Annotated in this window: 15 protein-coding genes; 1 reads left to right on the forward strand and 14 read right to left on the reverse strand. The window is 76.4% G+C overall.

Annotation, left to right across the window (positions count from 1 at the left end):
- Positions 1 to 10 precede the first annotated feature (10 nt).
- From BM093_RS01520 to BM093_RS01535, 4 genes are all read right to left on the reverse strand, one after another.
- Positions 11 to 1,285 carry an MFS transporter gene (locus tag BM093_RS01520; RefSeq protein WP_218162617.1) on the reverse strand — a complete coding sequence of 425 codons (1,275 nt, stop codon included), beginning with the start codon at positions 1,283 to 1,285 and terminating at the stop codon, positions 11 to 13.
- A gap of 78 nt (positions 1,286 to 1,363) precedes the next feature.
- Positions 1,364 to 1,606, reverse strand: a complete 243-nt coding sequence (locus BM093_RS01525) for a Clp protease/crotonase-like domain-containing protein (protein WP_093335965.1) — start codon at positions 1,604 to 1,606, stop codon at positions 1,364 to 1,366.
- Positions 1,607 to 1,624: 18 nt separating this feature from the next.
- Positions 1,625 to 2,365, reverse strand: coding sequence for a CbtA family protein (locus BM093_RS01530; RefSeq protein ID WP_093335967.1), 741 nt, complete (start codon positions 2,363 to 2,365; stop codon positions 1,625 to 1,627).
- Positions 2,366 to 2,384: 19 nt separating this feature from the next.
- Positions 2,385 to 2,597 carry a CbtB domain-containing protein gene (locus BM093_RS01535; RefSeq protein ID WP_093335969.1) on the reverse strand — a complete coding sequence of 71 codons (213 nt, stop codon included), beginning with the start codon at positions 2,595 to 2,597 and terminating at the stop codon, positions 2,385 to 2,387.
- A 79-nt stretch (positions 2,598 to 2,676) separates the two neighbouring features.
- Here BM093_RS01535 and BM093_RS01540 point away from each other — a divergent pair, with 79 nt between their 5' ends.
- Positions 2,677 to 3,252 (forward strand): histidine phosphatase family protein, encoded by a 576-nt coding sequence (locus BM093_RS01540; protein WP_093335971.1) that lies wholly within the window; start codon positions 2,677 to 2,679, stop codon positions 3,250 to 3,252.
- Between the two features lie 14 nt (positions 3,253 to 3,266).
- Here the strand turns inward: BM093_RS01540 and BM093_RS01545 are convergent, their stop codons facing one another.
- From BM093_RS01545 to BM093_RS01590, 10 genes are all read right to left on the reverse strand, one after another.
- Positions 3,267 to 4,697: a DHA2 family efflux MFS transporter permease subunit gene (locus BM093_RS01545; protein ID WP_093335975.1), complete on the reverse strand. Its 1,431-nt coding sequence runs from the start codon at positions 4,695 to 4,697 to the stop codon at positions 3,267 to 3,269.
- Positions 4,694 to 14,017 carry a non-ribosomal peptide synthetase gene (locus tag BM093_RS01550; RefSeq protein WP_218162618.1) on the reverse strand — a complete coding sequence of 3,108 codons (9,324 nt, stop codon included), beginning with the start codon at positions 14,015 to 14,017 and terminating at the stop codon, positions 4,694 to 4,696. The genes BM093_RS01545 and BM093_RS01550 overlap by 4 nt, the downstream gene beginning before the upstream one ends.
- Before the next feature lie 48 nt (positions 14,018 to 14,065).
- Positions 14,066 to 14,944, reverse strand: a complete 879-nt coding sequence (locus BM093_RS01555) for a siderophore-interacting protein (RefSeq protein WP_245773256.1) — start codon at positions 14,942 to 14,944, stop codon at positions 14,066 to 14,068.
- A gap of 32 nt (positions 14,945 to 14,976) precedes the next feature.
- Positions 14,977 to 15,213, reverse strand: coding sequence for a phosphopantetheine-binding protein (locus BM093_RS01560; protein ID WP_093335981.1), 237 nt, complete (start codon positions 15,211 to 15,213; stop codon positions 14,977 to 14,979).
- Positions 15,210 to 15,875 (reverse strand): isochorismatase family protein, encoded by a 666-nt coding sequence (locus BM093_RS01565; protein ID WP_093336575.1) that lies wholly within the window; start codon positions 15,873 to 15,875, stop codon positions 15,210 to 15,212. Before BM093_RS01565 ends, BM093_RS01560 begins: the two co-directional genes overlap by 4 nt.
- Positions 15,876 to 15,880: 5 nt before the next feature.
- Positions 15,881 to 17,548, reverse strand: coding sequence for a (2,3-dihydroxybenzoyl)adenylate synthase (locus BM093_RS01570; protein WP_093335984.1), 1,668 nt, complete (start codon positions 17,546 to 17,548; stop codon positions 15,881 to 15,883).
- A complete protein-coding gene (locus BM093_RS01575) occupies positions 17,545 to 18,741 on the reverse strand; it encodes an isochorismate synthase (protein WP_093335987.1) in 1,197 nt (398 codons plus the stop codon). The genes BM093_RS01570 and BM093_RS01575 overlap by 4 nt, the downstream gene beginning before the upstream one ends.
- A gap of 53 nt (positions 18,742 to 18,794) precedes the next feature.
- On the reverse strand, positions 18,795 to 19,577 hold the full coding sequence (locus tag BM093_RS01580; RefSeq protein WP_093335990.1) for an SDR family oxidoreductase: 783 nt from the start codon (positions 19,575 to 19,577) through the stop codon (positions 18,795 to 18,797).
- A complete protein-coding gene (locus BM093_RS01585) occupies positions 19,574 to 20,557 on the reverse strand; it encodes an ABC transporter substrate-binding protein (RefSeq protein ID WP_245773229.1) in 984 nt (327 codons plus the stop codon). The genes BM093_RS01580 and BM093_RS01585 overlap by 4 nt, the downstream gene beginning before the upstream one ends.
- A gap of 128 nt (positions 20,558 to 20,685) precedes the next feature.
- Entirely contained in the window at positions 20,686 to 21,612 is a 927-nt protein-coding gene (locus BM093_RS01590) for a siderophore-interacting protein (RefSeq protein ID WP_093335996.1), read from the reverse strand.
- Positions 21,613 to 21,643: the final 31 nt, after the last annotated feature.

The raw sequence follows: 21,643 nt of genomic DNA on the forward strand, positions 1-21,643 counted from the left end.
GGTGGGTTCCTCACGGGGCGTGGGCGGGACGGGGTTCGAGTCGCCCGGTACGTTGCATCCAGCCGACGACGGCGGCGCCCGCGAGCCCGATGGCGAGCAGCACCGCGAACGGCACCCAGCGCCCGGGCCCGTCCGGGAAACGGTCGAGCAGGTCGCCGACCGCGGTGTGGGTGATCGCGACGACGACGGCCGAGACCAGGTAGAAGTACCCGTAGTAGGTCCCGACGAGCTGCTCGCTCCCGACCCGGGGCAGCAGGGCCAGCGAGAACGGGTTGGTCATCGCCTGCCCGACGGTGAACACGGCCGTCCCGACCAGCACCGGTGCGACGGTGAGCAGGCCCGCGGGCGTCCACTCGCCCGCCGGAGCGGTGGCGAGGAACGGTGCAGACAGCCCGATCGGGACGAAGCCGGCCCCCATCAGCGCCAGGCCGGCCGCCATCGACCGGCCGTCGGTCCACCGGGCGCGGCACCACTCGGTGATCCGGACCTGCCCGGCGATCCCGATCAGCGTCGAGATGACGAACACCGCGCTGACCGCGCCGGCGACCCCGGACACGCGTTGTGCCTCCACCGGGAAGGCCAGGTAGAGCTGGTTGAACAGGGCGAAGTAGCCGGCGCCGCCGAGCGCGAACAGCAGGAAGCGACGATTCCCCGCGACCTCGCCCCAGCTGCCCAGCACGCCGCGGTCCTGCGGGATGACCGGCCGGCCGGGCAGCGCGAACAACTGCGCCACGGTCAGCACCGTGAAGACCGCGCACGCGACGCCCGCGACGAGGCGGAAGTCCACGGCCAGGAGCGCCGCGCCGAGCAGTGGCCCGGTCAGCGTGCCGACGTGGCCGAACACGTTGAACACGGAGAAGACCTCGGCCCGACGGTCACCGGCCTCGTGCATCAGGTATGCGCGCACCGCCGGGTTGAAGAACGCGCCCGCGAGCCCGGTCAGGGCCGCTGCGGCGATCAGCCCCGGCAGCTCGTCGACCACCACGAACAGTCCGAACGCGACGATCCGCAGCGCGCAACCGAGCAGGATCATCGGACGGCAGCCGAGGCGGTCCGCCGCGGAGCCCCCGACCAGGAACAGGCCCTGCTGGGACAGCACGCGCAGGGCCAGGACCAGGCCGATCGTCGCCGCCGCGAAGCCCAGGTCCGCCATGTGCACGGCGAGGAACGGGAGGACGAGGTAGAAGCCCAGGTTGATGCCGAGCTGGTTCACGACCAGCATCCGGCTGGGCGCGGTCAGTCCGCGGAAGGCGCGCAGCACCCGTTGCCCTCCCGAGTCGTCCACCTGAACGGGACCACAGGCGACACCTCATTTCAAGAGCATCCACGCGGCTCCTGCCCATGAGTTGCAGGAGACTCGGGATCAGCGTGGGCCGTAGTCCGGTGTGCGCTCCTCCAGGAACGCGGCCATCCCCTCCGCCTGGTCCGGCGTGGCGAACAGTGCCTGGAACGCGTGCCGTTCGAAGCGCACCCCCTCACCGAGGGTCGCCCCGAACGCGACGTCGACAGCCTCCTTCGCCGCCGCGACCGCGGTCCGCGGTAGGCCGACGATCGCGGTGGGGCCCCCTCCCCCTCGGTCGGGCCCGTTGCCGGAGGCCAGGATCATTCCCGCGAGGACCGCAACTCAGCCGACGGCCGCGCGGTCGGCCGCACCGGACGGCGCGCTCGACCGGCTGCCGACCAGCGTGCCGAACACCGCGGCCAGCACACCCCAGAGGACCGCGTGCGCACCGAGCGCAGCGATCCGGAAGTCGTAGAGCACCGCGGCCGGGAACTCGGCGGGGGTCTCGGCGACGGCCGGCAGCAGCGACCCGACGACCAGCACCACGACGAGGTAGCCGACGGTCGCGGCGAGCACGGCGTTCCACCAGCCCGTCCGCCCGGCCAGCCGCCGGGCGAGCACGACCGCCGCCACCGCGAGCGCCACGGAGATCAGCACGAACAGCAGGTAGAGTCCCGTCCGGCTGCCGATGGTGTCGTCCTCGGTGGACGCCGGCGGGTTCGCCGGGTACTTGACCAGCGGCACCAGGATCGCGGCGACGAACCCGAGCAGCGTGACCACGACCGCGGTCCCGCGTGCGCCCAGCGGCCCGAGCCGGCCGCGCGCGACCGCGTAGGCCAGCGCGACGAACCCGCCGACGGCGATGCCGTAGACGACGTAGGCGACCCCGAGCCCGAGCGAGGCCTGCACCCCGCGACTCACCAGCTCCCCGTGGTCGTGCTCGCCGGCCGCGTGCGCCATCGCCTCCTCGAACGCGATCCCGCCGTCGAGGGCGGGCTCGCCGAACACCCGGGCGAACACGAAGGCGACCAACCCGGCCACCAGGCCCGCGAGCATCCCGCGGACCAGCAACGTCCTCATCATCGTGACGTTCCCCGCGTTCTCAGTGGCAGGGGAAGCCGAGCAGGTGCCGGCCGTCGTGCACGAACTCGTGGATCGCCTCACCGGGCACGAGCGTGGTCACGCCCTGGTCGAAGCCGACGAGGTAGAGCAGCACGAGCGCGACCACCCCGGCGAACAGCGCCCACGGCGCGATCTCCCGCAGCGGGATCGGGGCGGGGACGGCGCCGGGTGCGGGAACGGCGGCCTGAGTCATGATCAGCTCCTCACGGCACGATACGCACACCTGAACAGATGCGCGGAGGAATGCTGCGCCCACCCCGGGAGGGAGTCAAGTGAGCAGGGTCTCCACCCGCGTCACGCTCGTGGTGCACGCCGAGACCGCCGCGACGCGATCGGCCGCGTTTCCCGTGGACGAACCGCCCACACGGCGCGGAACCGCCGCCGCGGCAGCCGCCCGCGACCACGTCCCCCGCGCCGGAGAACTCCGTCACGCCCCGGACCGGGCCTGCGCCGGGACCTGCGCGGCGCTCGGCCTCGACACGGTGCCGGACCCCGCCCTGCGGGGCTGGGACGCCGGCCGCTGGGCCGGACGCGACCTGGACGCGGTCGCCGCGGCGGAACCCGGCGCGCTGCGTGCCTGGCTCGACGACCCGGCGGCCGCGCCGCACGGCGGGGAGTCGCTGCAGGAGCTGATCCGGCGGACGGCGACATGGCTCTCCGCTCGGCCGGGTGGGCACACGCTGGCCGTCTGCGGGCCGGTCGTGGCCCGGGCCGCCGTCGTGCACGTCATCGGGGCTCCGCCGTCCGGGTTCTGGCGCGTCGACGCCGGCCCGCTGACCGTCACCGACCTGCGCGGCGGCCCGGACCGCTGGACGGTGCGGGCGGCGAGCCGCCCCCTGTCACCGTGAGCGGGCGGCCGTGTTCACCGGGCCGGACCGGCGCCCGGCCGGGCGGCCGGTCCGACCCCGGGCAGCCGGGTCGCGCCGGCCAGCGCCAGCAGGCAGAACCCGAGCACCCACCAGAACGTCTGGCCGAATGCGGCGGCGCTCGCGTCCTGGCCGAGCACGGACAGCCGGGACTGCAGGATCACCGCGACCAGCGCCGTGCCGACCGAGCCGCCGAGCGTGTTGAGCAGGTTCAGCGCGCTCGCCGCCCGCGGGATCATCTCCTTGGCCATCGTGCGGTAGACCAGTGCCATCACCGGCGCCCCGATCAGGGCCCCGCCCGCGCCGCGGACCAGCAGGGACACCGCGACCAGGGTGTCCGGCGGGTCGTGGGCGAGCTGGGTGAACACCACGGTGCCCAGCGCCACCAGGCCGATCCCGGTGAGCACCAGGTTCCGCGGCGAGATCCGGTCGACCAGCCGGTTCACCAGCAGCGACCCGGCGAGCGCGCCGACGCCCTGCGGGGCCAGCAGCAGGCCGGTCTCCCACGCGTCGAGCCCGCGGCCGGTCTGCAGGTACAGCGGCAGCAGGAAGGTCGCGCCGAACACCGACAGCCCCAGGATCACCAGCGCGAGCGCGGCCGGGCCGAACGGGCTGCGGGCGAACAGCCGCGGGTCGATCAGCGGGGTGCCCCGGGTCCGCAGACCGTGCACCACGAACAGCACCAGCATCGCCACCCCGGCCAGGCTGATCGGCACCCCCGGCAGCGCGCCCCCGGTGCGCTCGACCTCGGTCAGGCCGAGCACCAGCACGGCCAGGCCGGGCGAGAGCAGCAGCGCGCCGCGGACGTCGAACGCCGCCCCGCGTGCGGCGGCGGTGTCGGCCGGGACGAGCAGCAGCGCCAGCACCGCCGCGGCGATCCCGATCGGCAGGTTGACGTAGAACAGCCACGGCCAGCTCGCGACGCCGAGGACGGCACCCCCGGCGAGCGGGCCGAGCACCGGTGACAGCAGCGGGACCACGGCCACGATGCTGATCACCCGGCCGATCCGCGACGGCCCGGCGAGCCGCGCCAGCACCGCCTGCCCGGTCGGCGGGAGCAGCCCCCCGGCCAGGCCCTGCAGCACCCGGAACGCCACCAGCGAGGCCAGCGACCAGGCCAGCGCGCACAGCGCCGACGCCACGACGAAGGCGAGCACCGCGACGATCCAGGTCCGGCGCCCGCCGAAGCGGTCGACCAGCCAGCCCGATGTCGGCACGGCCGTGACCACCGCCAGCAGGTAGGCGGTGCTCACCCACTGGATCTCCACCGGGGTCGCGTCGAACTCGGTCGCCAGCGTGCTGACCCCGACCGCGACGATCGTCGCGTCCAGTGTGGCCATGAACGTGCCCAGCACCAGCACGAACGCGGCCCGCACCAGCGGGGCGTCGATCCGGTCCGGCGCCTCCGGACGCGCGGCGTCGCTCACCGTTCCCCGTCCGCGTCCGCGGCGAGCGCCGCCAGCTCGGACCGGACGAGCTCCCCGAGCGCGCTGATCCGGTCCTCGTCGAACAGGGCGGCGGGCCAGGTGAACCGGACGGCGAGGGTCGCCTCGCGGGTGTCCGGGCCGCTGCGGGCCAGGGCGTTCACCGCCAGCTCGTGCGGGAACGGCATCGCGGCGGGCTCCCCCGAGCCGAGCGGTCCGGCGTCGGACGGCGTGGCCCACACCCGGTCCCCGCCGCTCGGCGCGGCGAACCGGCCGAGGTAGTTGACCGTGACCCGCGGCCGGACGACGTCGCCCAGCGGGCGGTCCGGGGCGTCGCGGAGCAGGCCGTAGCCCAGAGCGTCCCCGCCCGCCCGCAGCTGCTCGCCGACCGCGGCGGGCCCTGCTGCTCCCGGCCGCACCACGATCGGGGCGACGGTCGTGAACCATCCGACGGTCCGGGACAGGTCGACCGGGTCGCTGCCGCCGGGTCCGGTGGCGGGGCGGCCGTGCCCCTGCAGGTCCACCAGAAGCTCCGGCTCACCGCTGCGGCCCCGCCAGCGGTGCGTGGCGCGCGCGATCGCGGTGAGCAGTACCGCGTCCGGCGTCGTCCCGCAGGCCGCCGGCAGCGTCGTGAGCACCGCAGCCGTGGTCACCGGGTCGAGGTGGATCTCGTGGGTCCGCGCGGTCCTCGCGGTGTCCCGGGCCGGATCCAGCGAGCACTCACCCCACCCGGGGTCGGCGACCGCGGTCACCGCCCGCCAGTGCGCGAGCTCGTCGCGGCGGCCGTCGGTCGCGGCGTGCAGATCCCGCACCCAGCCCACCCAGGTCCGGCCGAGCGGTGGCACCGCCGCCGGTTCGCCGTCCCCGACGGCCCGGTAGGTCCGTGCCAGGTCCTCGAGCAGCACCCGCCAGGACACCGGGTCCACGACGAGGTGGTGTGCGAGCAGCACCAGCCGGCCGGGCCGGTCCGGGCCGGCGTCCAGCCACTCCGCGCGCACCAGCGGGCCCCGGTACGGGTCGAGCGCCGCCCGGGCGGCGGCGATCCTGCGGTCGGCGACCCGTCGCGGATCGTCCCCGGGGGCCAGCCCGGTCCGCACGAGCACGTCCGCGCCGGTGACGGCGCCCGGTGCGGGCACCCGGAGCACCGGCTCGGCTCCGGCCCCGGGTTCCACGAGCCGGGCACGCAGCACGTCGTGGCGCTCGAGCAGGGCGTCGAGCACGCGCCGCCAGAGGTCCTCGTGCCCGCCGGCGGGCACGACGGTCTCGACCCACTGGCAGTACCCCGCCGTCGGGTCGCCCGGCCGGCCGGGACCGCCACGGCGCAACAAGTCCCGCATCACCGGGGTCAGCGGGACGTCGCCGCTGACCGGGCCCGCGTCGGCCGGGCCGACCGGCACCTCACCGGCCGGGACCGCCCGGGCCGCCATCCCGGCGGCCGAACCGCCGTCGAACACATCGCGGGCGCTGAGCAGCCACCCGGCCCGGCGGGCCCGGGAGATCACCTGCAGCGAGACGATGCTGTCGCCACCCGCCTCGAGGAAGTCGTCGTCCAGGCCGATCGGGGCCGGGCCACTCGCGTCCGGGCCGCTCGTACCCGCGCCGAGGACCTCGCGCAGCACGTCGAGCAGCGCCCGTTCGGCCTCGGTCGCGGGCTCCCGGGCCGGTCCGGCGCCGGCCGCGGCCGGGGCGGGCAGCGCGGCCCGGTCGAGCTTCCCGGCGGGGGTCAGCGGCAGCCGCGGCAGCGCCGTCACCGACGACGGGACCAGGTGGGCCGGCAGCGCCGCGGCCAGCGCGGCCCGCCAGCGCTCCGGGTCGGCCGGGGCGCCGGTCTCCGGGACCGCGTACCCGGCCAGCCGCCCGTCCCGGACGACGACGGCGGCCGCACGCACCCCGTCCAGCCCGGCCAGCGCGGCCTCGACCTCGCCGGGTTCCACCCGGAACCCGCGGATCTTGACCTGGTCGTCGGTGCGGCCGAGGAACACCAGCTGCCCGTCCGGGCGCAGCCGGACCCGGTCGCCGGTGCGGTACATCCGCTCGCCAAGCGGGCCGAACGGGTCCGCCACGAACGACGCCGCCGTGGCACCCGGCCGGCCCAGGTAGCCGCGGGCCAGGCCGGGCCCGCCCAGGTACAGCTCGCCGTCGCGGCCCGGGCCGACCGGGGTGAGGCCGGCGTCGAGCACGTAGGCCCGGGTGCCGGCGTCCGGGCGGCCGATCGGCAGCGGGCCCGGGTCGTCCGGGTCGTGCCGCCAGGCGACCGCGTTGATCGTGGCCTCGGTGGGGCCGTAGCAGTTGACCAGCCCGCGCCGCTCGCCCCAGCGGGCGGCGGTCGCCGGGTCCAGCCGCTCGGCGCCGACCAGCAGGGTGATCGACGGGTCCAGCGGCCGGTCCTCCGGCATGGCCGCGAGGAACGAGGGCAGCAGGTTCACCACGGTGACCCGCTGCCGCTCGATGTGGTCGAGCAGCGCCTCGGCCGAGTCCCGCACCTCCGCCGGGGCGATCACCGAGGTCCCGCCGGTCAGCAGCGCCATCACGGTCTGGAAGAACGCGACGTCGAAGCTGGTGGAGGCGAAGTGCAGCACCCGGTCGCCGGGGGTGATCCCGAAGACGTCCTCCTGCAGCGTGACCAGGTCGGGCAGCCCGCGGTGGGTCACCCCGACCGGCTTGGGACGCCCGGTGGTCCCGGAGGTGAAGATGATGTACGCGAGCCGGTCCGGGTCCGGCCCGGGCAGCGCCACCGCCCCGGGGTCGGGGGTGCCGGGGTCGGGAGTGTCGCGATCGAGCCGCAGCCGGGGCAGCCCGACCAGCTCGGGCAGCTCCCCGACGTCGTCGGTCGCGGCGACGGTCAGCACCGCGGCCGGTGCGGTGTCGGCGACCATCGTGGCCAGCCGGGCCGGCGGGTAGGCCGGGTCCAGCGGGAGGTAGGCCGCGCCCGCCCGCAGGATGCCGAGGATCGCGACGGCCATCTCGACGTCGCGCTCCAGCAGCACCGCGACCGGCTGCTCGGGGCGCACCCCGGCCGCGACCAGCGCCCGGGCGAGGTCGTCGGAGCGCCGGCCCAGCTCGGCGTAGCTCAGCACCCGGTCCCGGCACTGCACGGCCGGGTGCGCGGCGCGGGCGGCCGCGATCCGGGCGAACCGCTCCAGCAGCGGCTCGGTGCACGGCGCACCGCCGTCGGCGGCGGCGAGCGCAGCGGCGTGCCGGTCGGCGTCGAGCAGCGGGAGCCGGGCCGCGGGCCGCTGCGGGTCGGCGACGAGTTCGTGCAGCACGGTGTGCAGCGCGTCGCCGAGCGCGGTCACCGTCGAGCGGTCCAGCGCGGCGGGCTGGTAGCCCAGGCCGAGGACGATCGCGTCCTCCGGGATCACGACGACGGTCAGCGGGTAGTGCGTCGCGTCGGCGATCTCGACGGCGGTCAGCACCGGCCCCTCGCCCGGGCCGGCCCCCGCCCCGCCGGCGGGGCTGCGCTCCGCGGCGGGGAAGTTCTCCATCACCAGCATGGTGTCGAACAGGTCGCCGACCCCGGCCGCGCGCTGCACCTCGGGCAGCCCGACGTGATGGTGCTCGGACAGCGCGACGGCCCGGTCGTGCACCGACGCGAGCACGGCGGCCGCGGTGTCACCGGGCGCCCAGCGCACCCGCACCGGCACCGTGTTGCCGAGCTGGCCGACCATCCGCTCGACCCCGGGCACCTCGGCGGGCCGGCCGGACACGGGCTGGCCGAACAGCACGTCGCGGCGGCCGGTGGCGCGGCCGAGCACGAGCCCCCACGCGGTGTGCAGCACCGCGGTGAGCGTGACGCCGCGGTCGCGGGCGAAGCGGCGCAGCGCCGCGCTGAACTCCGCGCCGAGCTCGACCCGGTGCCGCTGCGGGCGGGCCACCGCGGTCCCGGACGCGGCCGGGGCGAGCCGGGTGCCCTCCTCGACGCCGTCGAGCAGGTCCTGCCAGGCGCGCCGCCCGGCGTCGTGGTCGCGTCCGGCGAGCCACCGGAAGTGGTCGGCCACCGGGGGCGGCGGCGGGACCGGGTCGGCGCCGCCGAGCTCGGCGTGGATGCCCAGCAGCGCCCGCCCGACCAGCGGCATCGACCAGCCGTCGAGCAGCGCGTGGTGGTTGGTGATCGCCAGCCGGTGGTCGCCGGGACCGAGCCGGGCCAGCAGGAACCGGATCAGCGGCGGGCGGGCGGGATCGAACGTGCGGGCCTGCTCCGCGGCCGCCACCTGCGCGAACCGCTCCGGCTCGCCGGTGAGGTCGGCGAACCGCCAGTCGAGGTCCACACCGGACGGCACGACCTGCACGACCTGCCCGTCGGCGAGCGCGGCCAGGTGGATCCGCAGCGACGGGTAGCGGCGCAGCAGCTCCGCCGCGGCCGCCCGCATCCGTTCGGGGTCCACCTCGCCGGCCAGGGTCACGACCGCCTGGACGACGTAGACGTCGGTGTCGCCCTCGGCCATGGCCATGCTGTGGAACGACAGCCCGGCCTGCAGCGCGGTCGCCGGGAGCACGTCGGCGAGCGGGCCACCACGCTGCAGCTCGTCGAGGCCGGCCTGGTCGAGCCGGACCAGCGGCACGTCGGACGGGGTGAGCCCGCCGCCGTCCGGGCCGAGCCGCTCGGCGTGGGCGCTCAGGGCGGCGACGGCGTCGCCGAACGCCCGCTGCACCGCGGCCACCCGGTCCGGGCCGAGCGCCGCGCCGGCCGCGGTCCACTCCACGGCGAGCCGCTCGCCCCCGGGGCCGTCGTGCAGGAAGCAGTTCAGTGCCAGCAGCTGCTCGAGCGCCTTGCCGGGCGGCTCGGTCACCGCGAACGCCGAGCCCTCCGGCATCCGCCACCCCTCGCCGGGGGAGGCGGCGAACCGGCCGAGGTAGTTGAGCAGCACGTCCGGCGGCGCGGTGGCGGCCAGCTCGTCGCGGGTCTCCGGGTCCAGCCGGCGGAGCACGCCGTAGCCGGAGCCGTCGCCGGGCACCGCGCGGGCGGCCTCCTTCACCGCGCGCAGCAGCCGCCCGGCGGCGGGCCCACCGGCCAGGGCGTCGGCCAGCGCGTCCGGGCCGCCGACCTCGCCCACGGGCAGCCGGACCGGGTGCTCGACGGTGAACCAGCCGACCGTCCCACCCACGTCGGCGCCGGTGGCCTCGCGGCCGTGGCCCTCGGTGCTCACCGTGACGGCGTCCGGGCGCCCGTCCCGGCCCGCGACGACGCGCAGCGCCAGTGCGAGCGCGGCGAGCAGCACCTCGTCGGCCCCGGCCCGGTAGGCCGCGGGCAGGCGGCCCACCAGTGCGGCGGTCTCGGCGTCCGACAGCTCGGTGACCTCGTGCCGGTCGGTGCCGACGGTGTCGCGCACCGGGTCCAGCGTCCGGTCGGCGATCCGGGCGGACGCGGCCAGCGCGGATCGCCAGTACGGCAGCTCGGCGCGGCGGGCACCGGCCCGGCCCTGCTCGTCGAGCAGGGTCGCGTGCCGCCGCCAGGACGCGCCGCTGCGGGGCAGCGCGGGCTCCTGCCCGGCGGCCGCGGCCCGGCAGGCCCGGTGCAGGTCGGGCAGCAGGATCCGCCAGGAGACGCCGTCGGCGGCGAGGTGGTGCACGACGAGCAGCAGCCGGTCCGGCTCGCCGGGCCCGGTGCGCGCCAGCAGCACCCGCAGCAGGTCGGCGGCGGACGGGTCGAGCTCGTCGGCCAGGGCCTCGGCCAGTGCGGTGACCCGGTCCGCGGTGAGCGGGCCGGTGACGGTCTCGCGGACCACCCCGGCCGCCGGACGGACCACCACGGCGCCGGCCGGGAGGACCTCGAGCGCGGCCGGCGCGGGGCCGGACGGGGCCCCCACCCGCAGCCGCAGGGCGTCGTGGCGCTCCAGCAGCGCCCGGACCGCGGCGGTCAGGTCCTCGACGGCGAGCGGGGTGTCGATGCGCAGCGCCGTCCACTGCGCGTACCCGGCGATCGTGGCCGGGTCCGGGTTCGGGTCGAGCAGGCCGCGCACGATCGGCGGCGCCGGCACGGGACCGGCCGGGTCGTCGGCCGGGCCGGCCGGTTCCGGCGCGGCGGCCGGGGTCGCGCCGGCGGCGAGTGCGGCGAGGCTGCGCCGGGCCAGCAGGTCCCGCGGGCGCAGCTCCAGCCCGGCCTCGCGCAGCCGGCTGCCGACGGCGATCGCGGAGATCGAGTCGCCGCCGAGGGACAGGAAGTCGTCGTCGACGTCGACCCGGTCGGCGCCGAGGACGCCGGCGACCACGTCGTGCAGCGCGTGCTCGGCATCGGTGCCCGGCGACCGCCCGGACGACGACGGCGCCGGGGCCGGCAGCGCGGCCCGGTCCAGCTTCCCGTTGACCGTGGTCGGGAGCGCGTCGAGCACCAGCACCGCCGACGGCACCAGGTGCCCGGGCAGCCGCGCCGCCATCGTCTCCCGCACGCCGTCCGGGGTGACGTCGCCGGTCACGTAGCCGATCAGCCGGTCCCGGCCGGCCTCGGTCCGCACCGTCACCGCGGCCGTGCCGACTCCCGGCACGGCCGCCAGCTCGGTCTCCACCTCGCCCAGCTCGACCCGGTAGCCGCGGATCTTGACCTGGCCGTCGTCGCGGCCGAGGAACGCCAGCCCGTCCGGGGTGAGCCGGGCCCGGTCACCGGTGCGGTACATCCGTCCGGTGTGGAACGGGTCGGCGACGAACCGTTCGGCGGTCGTCCCCGGCCGGTCCCGGTAGCCGAGCGCGAGGTGCGGCCCGGCCAGGTACAGCTCGCCGGGCTCGCCCTCGGCGACCGGCTGCAGGGCGGCGTCGAGCAGGTAGGCGCGGGTACCGGCCAGCGGGAACCCGATCGTGGGCTGCTCGCCGGTGATCGGGGCGAGCGTGGCGTCCACCGTGGTCTCGGTGGGTCCGTACACGTTGTACGCCGTGATGCCGGACGCGGCGATCCGCCGCCACAGCGGTGCCGGGGTCGCCTCGCCGCCGAGGATCAGCACCGCCGGTCTGTGCCCGGAGCGCCCGGTGTCGTCGAGCAGTCCGGTGTCGTCGAGCAGTCCGGCGTCGAGCAGCGGTCCCGCCAGCGACGGCGTGGTGTCGACGACGTCGATCCGGTCCGCGCGCAGGGCGGCGGCCAGGCCGTCGCCGTCGCGGACCAGGTCGGTGCCGTAGAGGTGCAGCTCGTGCCCGGCGAGCAGCCAGGTCAGCTGGTCGAGCGCGGCGTCGAAGGCGAACGAGTAGGTGTGCGCGGCCCGCAGGTCGGGCCCGGCGGCCCGCTCGGCCGCGGCGACCAGCGTGCCGCGGTGGTGGTGCACCAGTGCGGCCAGCCCGCCCGCCCGGGCGAGCACGCCCTTCGGGCGGCCGGTGGAGCCGGAGGTGTAGAGCACGTAGGCGGGACGGTCCGGGTCGAGCGGCCCGGACGCCGCGGGCCCGGCCGGCAGCGGTCCGGTCGGGTCGAGCACGGCGGGGACGGAACCGGACGGTGCAGCGCCGGACGGTGCGGGGCCGGACGGTGCGGGGCCGGACGGTTCAGGCCCGGACGGTGCGGTGGCGGGCGGTGCAGCGCCCGACGGTGCGGAGCCACAGGGTGCAGCGCCGGACAGGTCGGCGAGGGTGTCGCCGGTGGCGAGCAGCAGGACCGGGCGGGCGTCGTCGAGCAGCTCCCGGCGGCGCTGCGGCGGGTGCGCCGGGTCGAGCACCAGGAACGCGGCGCCCGCGTCGAGCACCGCGAGCAGCGCGATCACCAGCACCGGTTCGCGGGGCAGCGACACCGCCACCACGTCACCGGTGCCGACGCCGCGGCCGCGCAGCGCCGCGGCCAGCTCCCGGACCCGGCCGACCAGCTCGCCCGCGGCGATCCGGGTGCCCTCGTGGACCAACGCCGGCCGGGCCGGGTGCGCGGCGAGGTCGTCGAGCAGCTCGGGCAGGTCCTTCGGCGTGCCGGCCGGCGCCGGGCGGTCCAGGGCCGCCAGCACCCGGTCCCGCTCGGCCCGGTCGAGCAGCTCGACGGCGCCGACCGCGGGCGGCTCCGGGGCGGCGAGCGCGGTGAGCAGGTCGGCGACCGTGTCCAGCCGCCGCCGCACGGTCGCCGCGTCGTTGGTCCGGGCATCGGTCTCGAAGCCGAGCAGCAGGCCGCCGCCGGCGGTGGGGGTGGCGGTCAGGCCGAGGTCCTCCGGCGGGCCGCCGGCCACGTTGACCAGCACGCCGGTCGCGTCGCCCAGCTCGACGGCGAAGTCGAACGCCTTCAGGTTGATCCCGCGCCCGTGCAGCAGCTCCCCGGCCCCGGGCAGCTCGCGCGGCAGGTCCTCGCCGCGGTGCCGCTGGTGGGCGCGGACCTCGCGCAGGGCGGCCGCGGTGCGCCGGCCCAGCTCGTCGAGCCGGTCGGTGGGCCGCACGTCGAGGCGCAGCGGCAGCACGTTGACCATCATCGCCGGGGTGCGCAGCGCCGCCGACCCGACGCGGCACATCAGCGGGAGCGCGAACACCACATCGGTGCGGTGGGTCAGGCGGTGCAGGAACGCCGCGTACCCGGCGATGACCAGCTCACCCCAGGTGACCCCGGCCTCGTCGGCCACCGCCTTCAGCCGTGCCACCACCTCCGGCCCCAGCTCGCGGCGCGCGGAGACCGTATCGGTGGCGGGGCCGTCGACGGGGCCCGCGGCAGGGCCGTCGACAGTGGATGGTTCCGGCATCGGCGTGAGCAGGTCGCGCCAGAACGCCCGGTCCACCTCGGACCGTTCACCGGCCCGGTACTCGAGGTCGGCGGCGACGAGGTCGGCGAACGGCCGGAACGGGCAGCGCGGCGGCTCCTCGCCCCGGACGGCGGCGGTGTAGCGGGCCCCGATCCGCCGGCACAGCATCGTCGCCGAGTACCCGTCGAACACCAGGTGGTGGCCGAGCTGCAGATACCACACGGTGCGCTCGTCGAGCACCGCGACCACCGGGTGGAACAGCGGGCGGTCGACCATGTCCCGGCACTCCGCGGCGATCCGGGCCCGCTCGGCCGCGACGAGCTCGTGGGCCGCGGCCTGCGGGTCGGTCGCGTCGCGCAGGTCCACCACGGGCGGCAGCGGCACCGCGGCGGGGTCCACCCACTGCCGCGGTCCGTCCGGAGTGGACGTCACGCGCAGCCGCAGCGTCTCCGCCTCGCCTGCGGTGTCCCGGATCGCCGCGCAGAGCGCGGGGACGTCCACAGCGGACGGACCGGAGATCTCCAGGACGTCACCGACGACGTAGTACGGCGAGTCCGGCTCCAGCCGCTGCGCGTTCCAGATGCCCAGCTGGGCCCCGGTCAGCTCCAGCACCGCGGCCGCGGTGTCCCCTGCCTGCTCTGCGGGAGCCGACGCAGCGGCTCCGTTGGTCTGCCCGGTCCGGACGGTCGCCGTGCGCACCGCTCTCCCTTGCTCGCCCGTGTCAGCTGCCCGTGTCAGCTGTCCGTCTCAGTGCCCGTGGCCGTGCCCGTGGCCCTCGTGGTCGTGCTCGCCGTGGTCGTGCTCGTGGTCGTCGTCGCCGTGGTCGTCGAAGTCGGCCACCCCGCGCTTCCAGTAGCCGGTGACGTCGCGGTCCTCCGGGCCGAGCCCGAGCTCGTCGCGCAGCCAGCGGCGCACCGGCTTGATCGACGTCGCCTCACCGGCCACCCAGGCGAAGACCCGGGCGTCCGCCGGCGGCCGGACGGCCGTCACCGCACGCTCGAGCACCGCGGAGTACCCGGCCTGCTCGCCACCCCGGTGCACCCAGCGGATCTCGATCCCCTCCGGGGCGGTCAGCGGCAGCTCCTCGGTGGCGTCGGCGACCTCCACGAACGCCCAGCCGCGGGCGTCGTCGGGCAGCCGCTCGAGGATCCGTGCGATCGCCGGGAGCGCGGTCAGGTCCCCGGCGAGCAGGTAGCGGTCGTAGCCGCGCGGGATCGCGAGCCCGCCGGGCGGGCCGGCCACGTGGATCCGCTCGCCCTTCGCCACCGTGCGCACCCAGTCGGCGGCCAGCCCGCCGTCGTGCAGCACCAGGTCGATGTCGAGCTCACCCTGCTCGGGGTCGTGCCTGCGGACGGTGTACTCCCGCGACACCGGACGCGGCCGGGGCCAGTTCAGCATGTCGCCGTCCGGCTCGGGCAGGCGCAGCACGCCGTCGGTCCCGGGGAACACCAGCCGGACGTGCTCCTCCTCGCAGTGGCTGTGGAAACCGGCCAGGCCGGGCCCACCGAGGGTGAGCCGTACCAGCGACGGCCCCACCGCGACGGTCCGCACCACCTCCACCTCGCGGAGCAGGATCGGGTACGGCACCTTCGTCGCGCCGGTCCGCTTCCCGTAGGCGACGGCCAGGTTCCCCGCGACGTCGCTGCGATCTTCTCGGCTCACGTCTCTCCCTTTCGCACGAGTTCGATCCAGTGCCGCAGCACCGGTTCCTCGGCCAGGTCCGGGAACTCCAGCCCGGCCGCGCCGGCATCGCGCCAGCGTTCGACGAGGCTCATGATCCGGACCGAGTCCAGCCCGCGGTCGAGCAGGTCCTCCTCCGGGTCGATCCCGTCCGGGGGGCAGTCGAGCAGCTCGGCGACGTCGGCACGGATCCGCTCCGGGGTCAGCGTGCTCATCCGCCCACCCCTACCGGGGCGCCGGCGAACGCCTCGAGGACGTCCGCGGTGCCGGTCACCACACCGCAGCGCTGGGCGACGTACTCGCACGCGGCGTCGTGGTGGTGCCGGGAGAAGTCGGCGACGGCGTCGGCGACCAGGAACGGGGCGACGTCGCGCATGAACGCCTCCACCGCGGTGGCCTGGCACCCGATGTGGGCGTAGATGCCGGTGACCAGCAGCTGGGTGCGCCCGCTCGAGGCGAGCTGCTCGGCGAACGTGCTGCGCTGGAACGCGCTGTAGCGCCACTTGGTCAGGACCGCCTCGCCCGGCCGCGGCGCGAGCGCGTCGACGACGTCGGCGGCGGTGGGGTCGTCGTCGATCACCGCGCCGATCCCGTCACCCCAGAAGTCGGTGAGCAGGCCCCGGTCGGCGGGGTCCTGCCGGCCCGGCTGGGCGGTGTAGAACACCGGCACGCCGTTGTCGCGGCAGGCGGCGAGCAGTGCCGCGATGTTCCCGACGACGTCCGGGATCGGCGACCCCGCGTACGGCGCGAGGAAGTAGCGCTGCATGTCGTGCACCAGCAGGGCCGCCCGGGCGGGGTCGGGCCGCCAGTCGACCCGGCCGGACGGTCGCTCGGTGGGCTCCGGCAGCGAATAGGGCTCGATCCTGGGCAGGGACATCTCGCTCACCTCTCCTCCGTGGCACGCGCACGCAGCGCGTCGCGCAGTTCGCGCTTGCTGGTCTTGCCGACCCCCGTCACCGGGAAGTCGGGCACGATCTCGATCAGGTCGGGGATCTTGAACGCCGCCACCCCGCGCTCGCGGACGAACCGGCGCAGCACCGACCCCGCGGGCGTCTCACCGCCGGGCCGGGGCACCACGTAGGCGCAGGTCCGCTCACCGAGGTAGGTGTCCGGGACACCGATCACGGCCGCGTCCAGGACGTCCGGGTGGGCCATCAGGTGGTCCTCGACCTCGGTCGGGGCCACCTTCTCCCCACCCCGGTTGACCTGCTCCTTCACCCGGCCGACGACCTCCAGGTGCCCGGTCGGGGTACGGCGGACCAGGTCCCCGGTCCGGTAGAAGCCGTCGGTGGTGAAGGTGGTGGCGTTGTGCTCGGCCGCCCGGTAGTAGCCGCGGATCGTGTAGGGGCCGCGGGTCAGCAGGGCCCCCGCCCGGCCCGGCTCCACCTCGGCCGTCGACGGCGCCGCCGGGTCGTCGGGGTCGACGACCCGGACCTCGTCGTCCGGTGAGATCGGCCGGCCCTGGGTGGTGAGCACCAGCTCGTCCGGGTCGTCCAGGCGGGTGTAGTTGACCAGGCCCTCGGCCATCCCGAAGACCTGCTGCAGCCGGCAGCCCAGCGCCGGCCCGATCCGTCCGGCCAGCTCCGGGCCGCACTTCGCGCCGCCGACCAGCACGACCTCCAGGCTGGACAGGTCGTGCGCGGTGCGCCCGGCCGCATCGGCCCACGCCGCGGCCAGCGGCGGGACCAGCCCGGTGACCGTCACGCGCTCCCGCTCCACCAGCGCGAACGCGGTCGCCGGGTCCGGCGCGGGGGCCAGCACCGAGGCGGCACCGGCGTGCAGCGCACCGAACACACCGGGCGAGCTGAGCGGGAAGTTGTGCGCCACCGGCAGCGCGGCCAGGTAGACGCTGTCCGGGCGCAGCCCGCAGATCCGGGCGCTCTCCCGCACGCTGTAGAGGTAGTCGTCGTGGGTCCGCGGGATCAGCTTCGGCAGCCCGGTCGACCCGCCGGAGAGCTGCAGGAACGCCAGCCCCTCCGGGTCCGGGTCGGGCAGCTCCAGCGGCTCGGCGTCGAGCCCGGACAGCGGGACGGTGTTCGCCGTGCTGCCCCCGGCACCGGTGTCGAGCACGATCACCTCGCGCACCGAGGAGACCGCGTCGGCGGTCGCGCGGGCGAGCGCGCCGTGGTCGTAGCGGGCGTGGGTGTCCACGGTGAGCACCGCGGTCGCCTGCGACCACTCGGCGACGTGGCGCAGCTCGGTGTCGCGGTGCGCGGGCAGCGCGAACACCGGACGGGCACCGGCCCGGAACAGCGCGAGCACCACCGGCAGGAACTCGGGCACGTTGGGCAGTTGCAGCACCACGTTGTCCCCGGCCCGCACGCCGAGTCCGTGCAGGCCCGCGGCCAGCCGGTGCGCCCGCCGGTCCAGCTCGGCGAAGCTCCAGCGGTGCTCGGTCTCGCCCGTCCGCCCGACGACGGCGGTGCGCTCCGGGTAGGCGGCGGCCAGCAGCGACAGCCAGCTGCCGAAGCTGCGGCCGTGCCAGTGCCCGGCCGCCCGGTAGCGCGCGGCGACCTCCGGCGGCCAGGGGGTGTGCTCGGGGCCGTTCATGCGACCGCCTCCACCGCGATCGCCCGCAGCAGGGTCCGGAACTTGGCCCGGGTCTCGGCGACCTCCGCCTCCGGGTCGGACCCGGCGACGACACCGGCTCCGGCGAACAGCCGCACGGTGCGCTCGCAGACCTCCGCGCCGCGGATGGCCAGGACCCACTCGCCGTCGCCGTCGGCGTCGACCCAGCCGGTCATCCCGCTGTAGTAGCGGCGGTCGGCCGGTTCGATGGCCCGGATGGCGTCCCGGGCGGCCGGCACCGGGACCCCGCAGACGGCCGGTGTCGGGTGCAGCGCGTGGGCCAGGTGCAGCGCGCTCACCGACGGGTCGGCGAGCCGGCCGGTGATCCGGCTGGACAGGTGCCACATGGTCGGGGTGCCGATCACGTCCGGCCCGTCCGGGGCGTCGACCTCGGTGCAGAACCGGCGCAGCACCCCGGCCACCTGGTCGGCCACCATGGCGTGCTCGGCGCGGTCCTTGGCCGACGCCCGCAGCTCGGCGATCCGGGCCTCGTTCTCGGCCGCGTCCCCGGAGCGGGGCCGCGACCCGGCGAGCGGGTTCGCCACCACGGTGTCGCCCTCCCGCGACACCAGTAGCTCGGGGCTGGCCCCGACCAGCGTGCGCGGCGCCGGGTCCCCGGCCGCGGTGACGTCGGCGGCGAACGCGTAGGCCCCCGGGTCGGCCAGCACGAGCCGGGTGAGCAGGTCCGGCACCGACACCGGGTCCTGCGAGGTCAGCTCCAGCGCGCGGGCCAGCACCACCTTCTCCAGCCCACCGGCGTCGATCAGCTCGAGCGCCCGGCGGACCCCGTCGGCGTAGACCTGGGGGGCGGGTTCGTGCCGCACGGACCACGCCCCGCCGGGCGGCTCCGGCACCCGCACCGGTGGTTCCGGGGTCGTGGCCGGCGCGGCCCGGCGGACCAGCGCGGGGACGAGCAGGCTGCGCGGCGCGTCCGGGGCGAACCCGATCGCGCCGACCACCACCGGGTCCGGGTGCCCGGCCTCGCGGGCCGCGGCGAGCGTGGCCGCGGCCGCGTCACCCGGGCAGCCGGTCCCGCCCGGCACCACCGTGTGCACGCCGTCGGCGAGCAGGGTGCCGCGCGGCGAGCGGTGGAAGAACGAGCCGGGCAGATAGGCGGCGAGCAGGTCACCCGGGAGGTGCTCCGGGCGGGGACGTACGGGAGCAGGGCTGGACACCTGACGTTTCCTTCCGGTTGCCGCCGGGCGGCGCGGGTCGGTGTCTCGGCCGGTCAGAGGCCGAGACTCGCACCACCGTCGACGGTCAGGGACTGCATCGTGATGTGCCGGGCACCGTCGCCCGCGAGGAACAGGACCGCCGCCGCCACGTCCGTGGGGTCGGCGATGCGGCCGAGCGGGATCCCGAGCCGGTAGCGCTCCGGTGCCCCGGCCACGACGGCGGCGGCGCCGTCGTCGTCGGCCGGGTCCGGCCACAGGTCCCGCTGCATGGCGGTGTCGGTCGCGCCGGGGCACACGACGTTGCACCGCACGTGGGGGGCGAGCTCCAGGCCCAGGGTGCGGGTCAGCGACACCGACGCCGCCTTGGACGCGGCGTAGGCGGCCATCCCGGCCCGCGGGGTCCGCGACGCGTCCGAGGCCACGGTGACGATGGCGCCGTCACCGCGCTCGTACATCCGCCGCCCGGCGGCCCGGCCGGTGTTCCACACCCCGGTGGTGTTGACGGCGAGGCAGGCGGCGAGGTCGTCGGCACCCGCGTCCAGGACGGTCCCGGTGCGCAGCACCCCGGCCGCGTTCACCAGCAGACCCAGCGGGCCGAGCGCGGCCTCCGCCTCGGCGACGGCCGCCTCGACGGCATCGGCGTCGGTGACGTCGGCGACGAGCCCCCGGGCCGCGGGCCCGCCGGGCGGGCCGAGCCCCGCGGCCGCGTCCCGCACCGCGGGGTCACGGTCGAGCAGGACCACCGGGCGGCCGTCGGCCGCCAGCGCCGCCGCCACCGCCGCGCCGATGCCCCGGGCCGCGCCGGTGACCAGCGCGACCCTCGGGGCCGCGGTCATCCGGTCTGACCGGCGAACGTCTGCTCGTACAGATCCAGTGTCGCCATCGCCCCGTCGAAGTCGGGCCGGTAGCTGGCCGCGGGGACCTCCCACACGTTCCCGGACCGGAACGAGGGCAGCTGGGCGTAGTTCGGGTCCTTCCTCAGCTCCTCGACCGACCGGCCGCCGGCGTTGGCCACGATCGCGTTCGGCGCGTCCGCGATCTCGCCCAGCAGCTCGGGGCTGATCTCCAGGGTGTCGCCGGTGCTGGCCAGCCGGGCGTCGGGGGCGCGGGCGACGACGTCGACCGGGTTGATCCCGACGTCCTTGCCGAGTGCGGGCAGCGCCGCGTCGCCCGGGACCAGGTAGGTCTTGTCCGAGGCGAACGATCCGATGTAGACGAACTCGCCCTCCGGGAGCGTGATCGCGGACTTCACCTGCTCGACCCGGTCCTGGTAGCGCTCCAGCAGCGGCGCGACGGCGTCGGTCGCGTTCACCGCGTCGGCGACGGCGCCCAGCTGGTCCTGCCAGGCGGTGAGGGTGCGCGGGACCAGCACGGTCGGCGCGATCTCGGCGAGGCGGTCGTAGGCCTCGGCGGCCTGCACCGCGGTGATGCCCTGGCCGCCACCGATGATCAGGTCCGGCTGCGCGGCCGCGACGGCCTCGATGGAGAGCGAGTCGCCCGCGGGCAGCTGCTCGGTACCGGCGGCGCGGGCCGGCTCGGCCCAGGCCGGCGGGAACCCCCCGTCGAAGTTCGTGATGCCGAGGACGCGGGTGTCGGTCGCGACCGGCGGCTTCTCGAGCGCGTAGAGGTACCCGGCGAGGCCGCCGGAGAGCACGACGATGCGCTGCGGATCGGCCGGGACCTCCAGCGGACCCTTGTCGGTGGTGATGGTCCGCGTACCGGCGGCCTCACCGCCCCCACCCTCGCCGGCTCCCGACCCGCAGGCCGTCACCAGTCCCAGGAGGACGGCGAGCAGCGCGGCCGACAACGCGCGCACAGATGATCTACCCGACATTCGGGCCCCTTCCAGAGGTTCCTCGCTGTTGCGACGAACCTATGAAGTTAGCCTCGCCTTAACAAGAGGTAGCGTCATCTGAATTGATGACTGAGATCATCGCGACACCGTCACCCGGCGTAGTCCGATACCTCCATCTGCTCGGCCGCATCAGCGATGTCCTGCTCCGTGGGTGCCTCGTCCTGGGTCATGTCCCGTCGCCAGTAGCCGGTGAACGACACCGCGCGCTTGTCCAGGCCGCGCTCGCCGACCAGGTGCCGGCGCACCGCCCGCACCGCGGACGCCTCCCCCGCCACCCAGGCGAACACCGCACCCTCGGCCCCCTCCACAGCGCCCGGGAGCTGCACCGCGCGCACGGCGTCGAGCAGCGAGCCCGGCCGGTGCACCCAGTGCACGGTGAGCTCCGCGTCCGAGGTCAGGACCTGCTCCTCGGCGGCGTCGGCGACCTCGACCACCACGACCGCACGGACCCCGGCCGGGAGGGCCTCCAGCGACGCCGCGATCGCCGGGAGCGCGGTCTCGTCGCCGGCGAACAGGCGGACCGGCTGCCCGGACGGCGCCCGGTACCCGGCGACCGCGGGCCCCAGCACCCCGACGACGTCCCCGACGGCCGCGCGCGCCGCCCACCGGCTCGCGGGCGCGGCCCCGTCACCGTGGCCGCTGTCGCCGGGCTCGCTGTCACCGTGGCCGCTGCCGCCGTGCTCGCCGTCGCCGTGCAGCACGAAATCGATCACCATCCGGCCGCGGCCGGGGTCCAGCGCGCGCACCGTGTACGACCGCATCCAGGGCCTGCGTTCCTCCGGCACGGCGAGGTAGCGGGCGTACCAGCCGGCGACACCGCTGCCGTCCTCCGGCGCACCCGGGATCTCGGGGACGCCGCCGTCCCGGGCGAAGAACAGCTTCACCTGCTGGTCCGGGGCGATCGACCGCGCGCCGCGCCAGCCCTCGGACTCACAGGTGATCCGGCGCAGCCGCGGGGTGGGTCGCTCGACCTGCACCACTCGGCCGAGCACGTACGGGGGCAGGGGCTGCGTCACGGGAACTCCTCGTCCACACCAGAGATGAGGT

It is taken from the genome of Pseudonocardia ammonioxydans (assembly GCF_900115005.1).
Lineage (GTDB): Bacteria > Actinomycetota > Actinomycetes > Mycobacteriales > Pseudonocardiaceae > Pseudonocardia > Pseudonocardia ammonioxydans.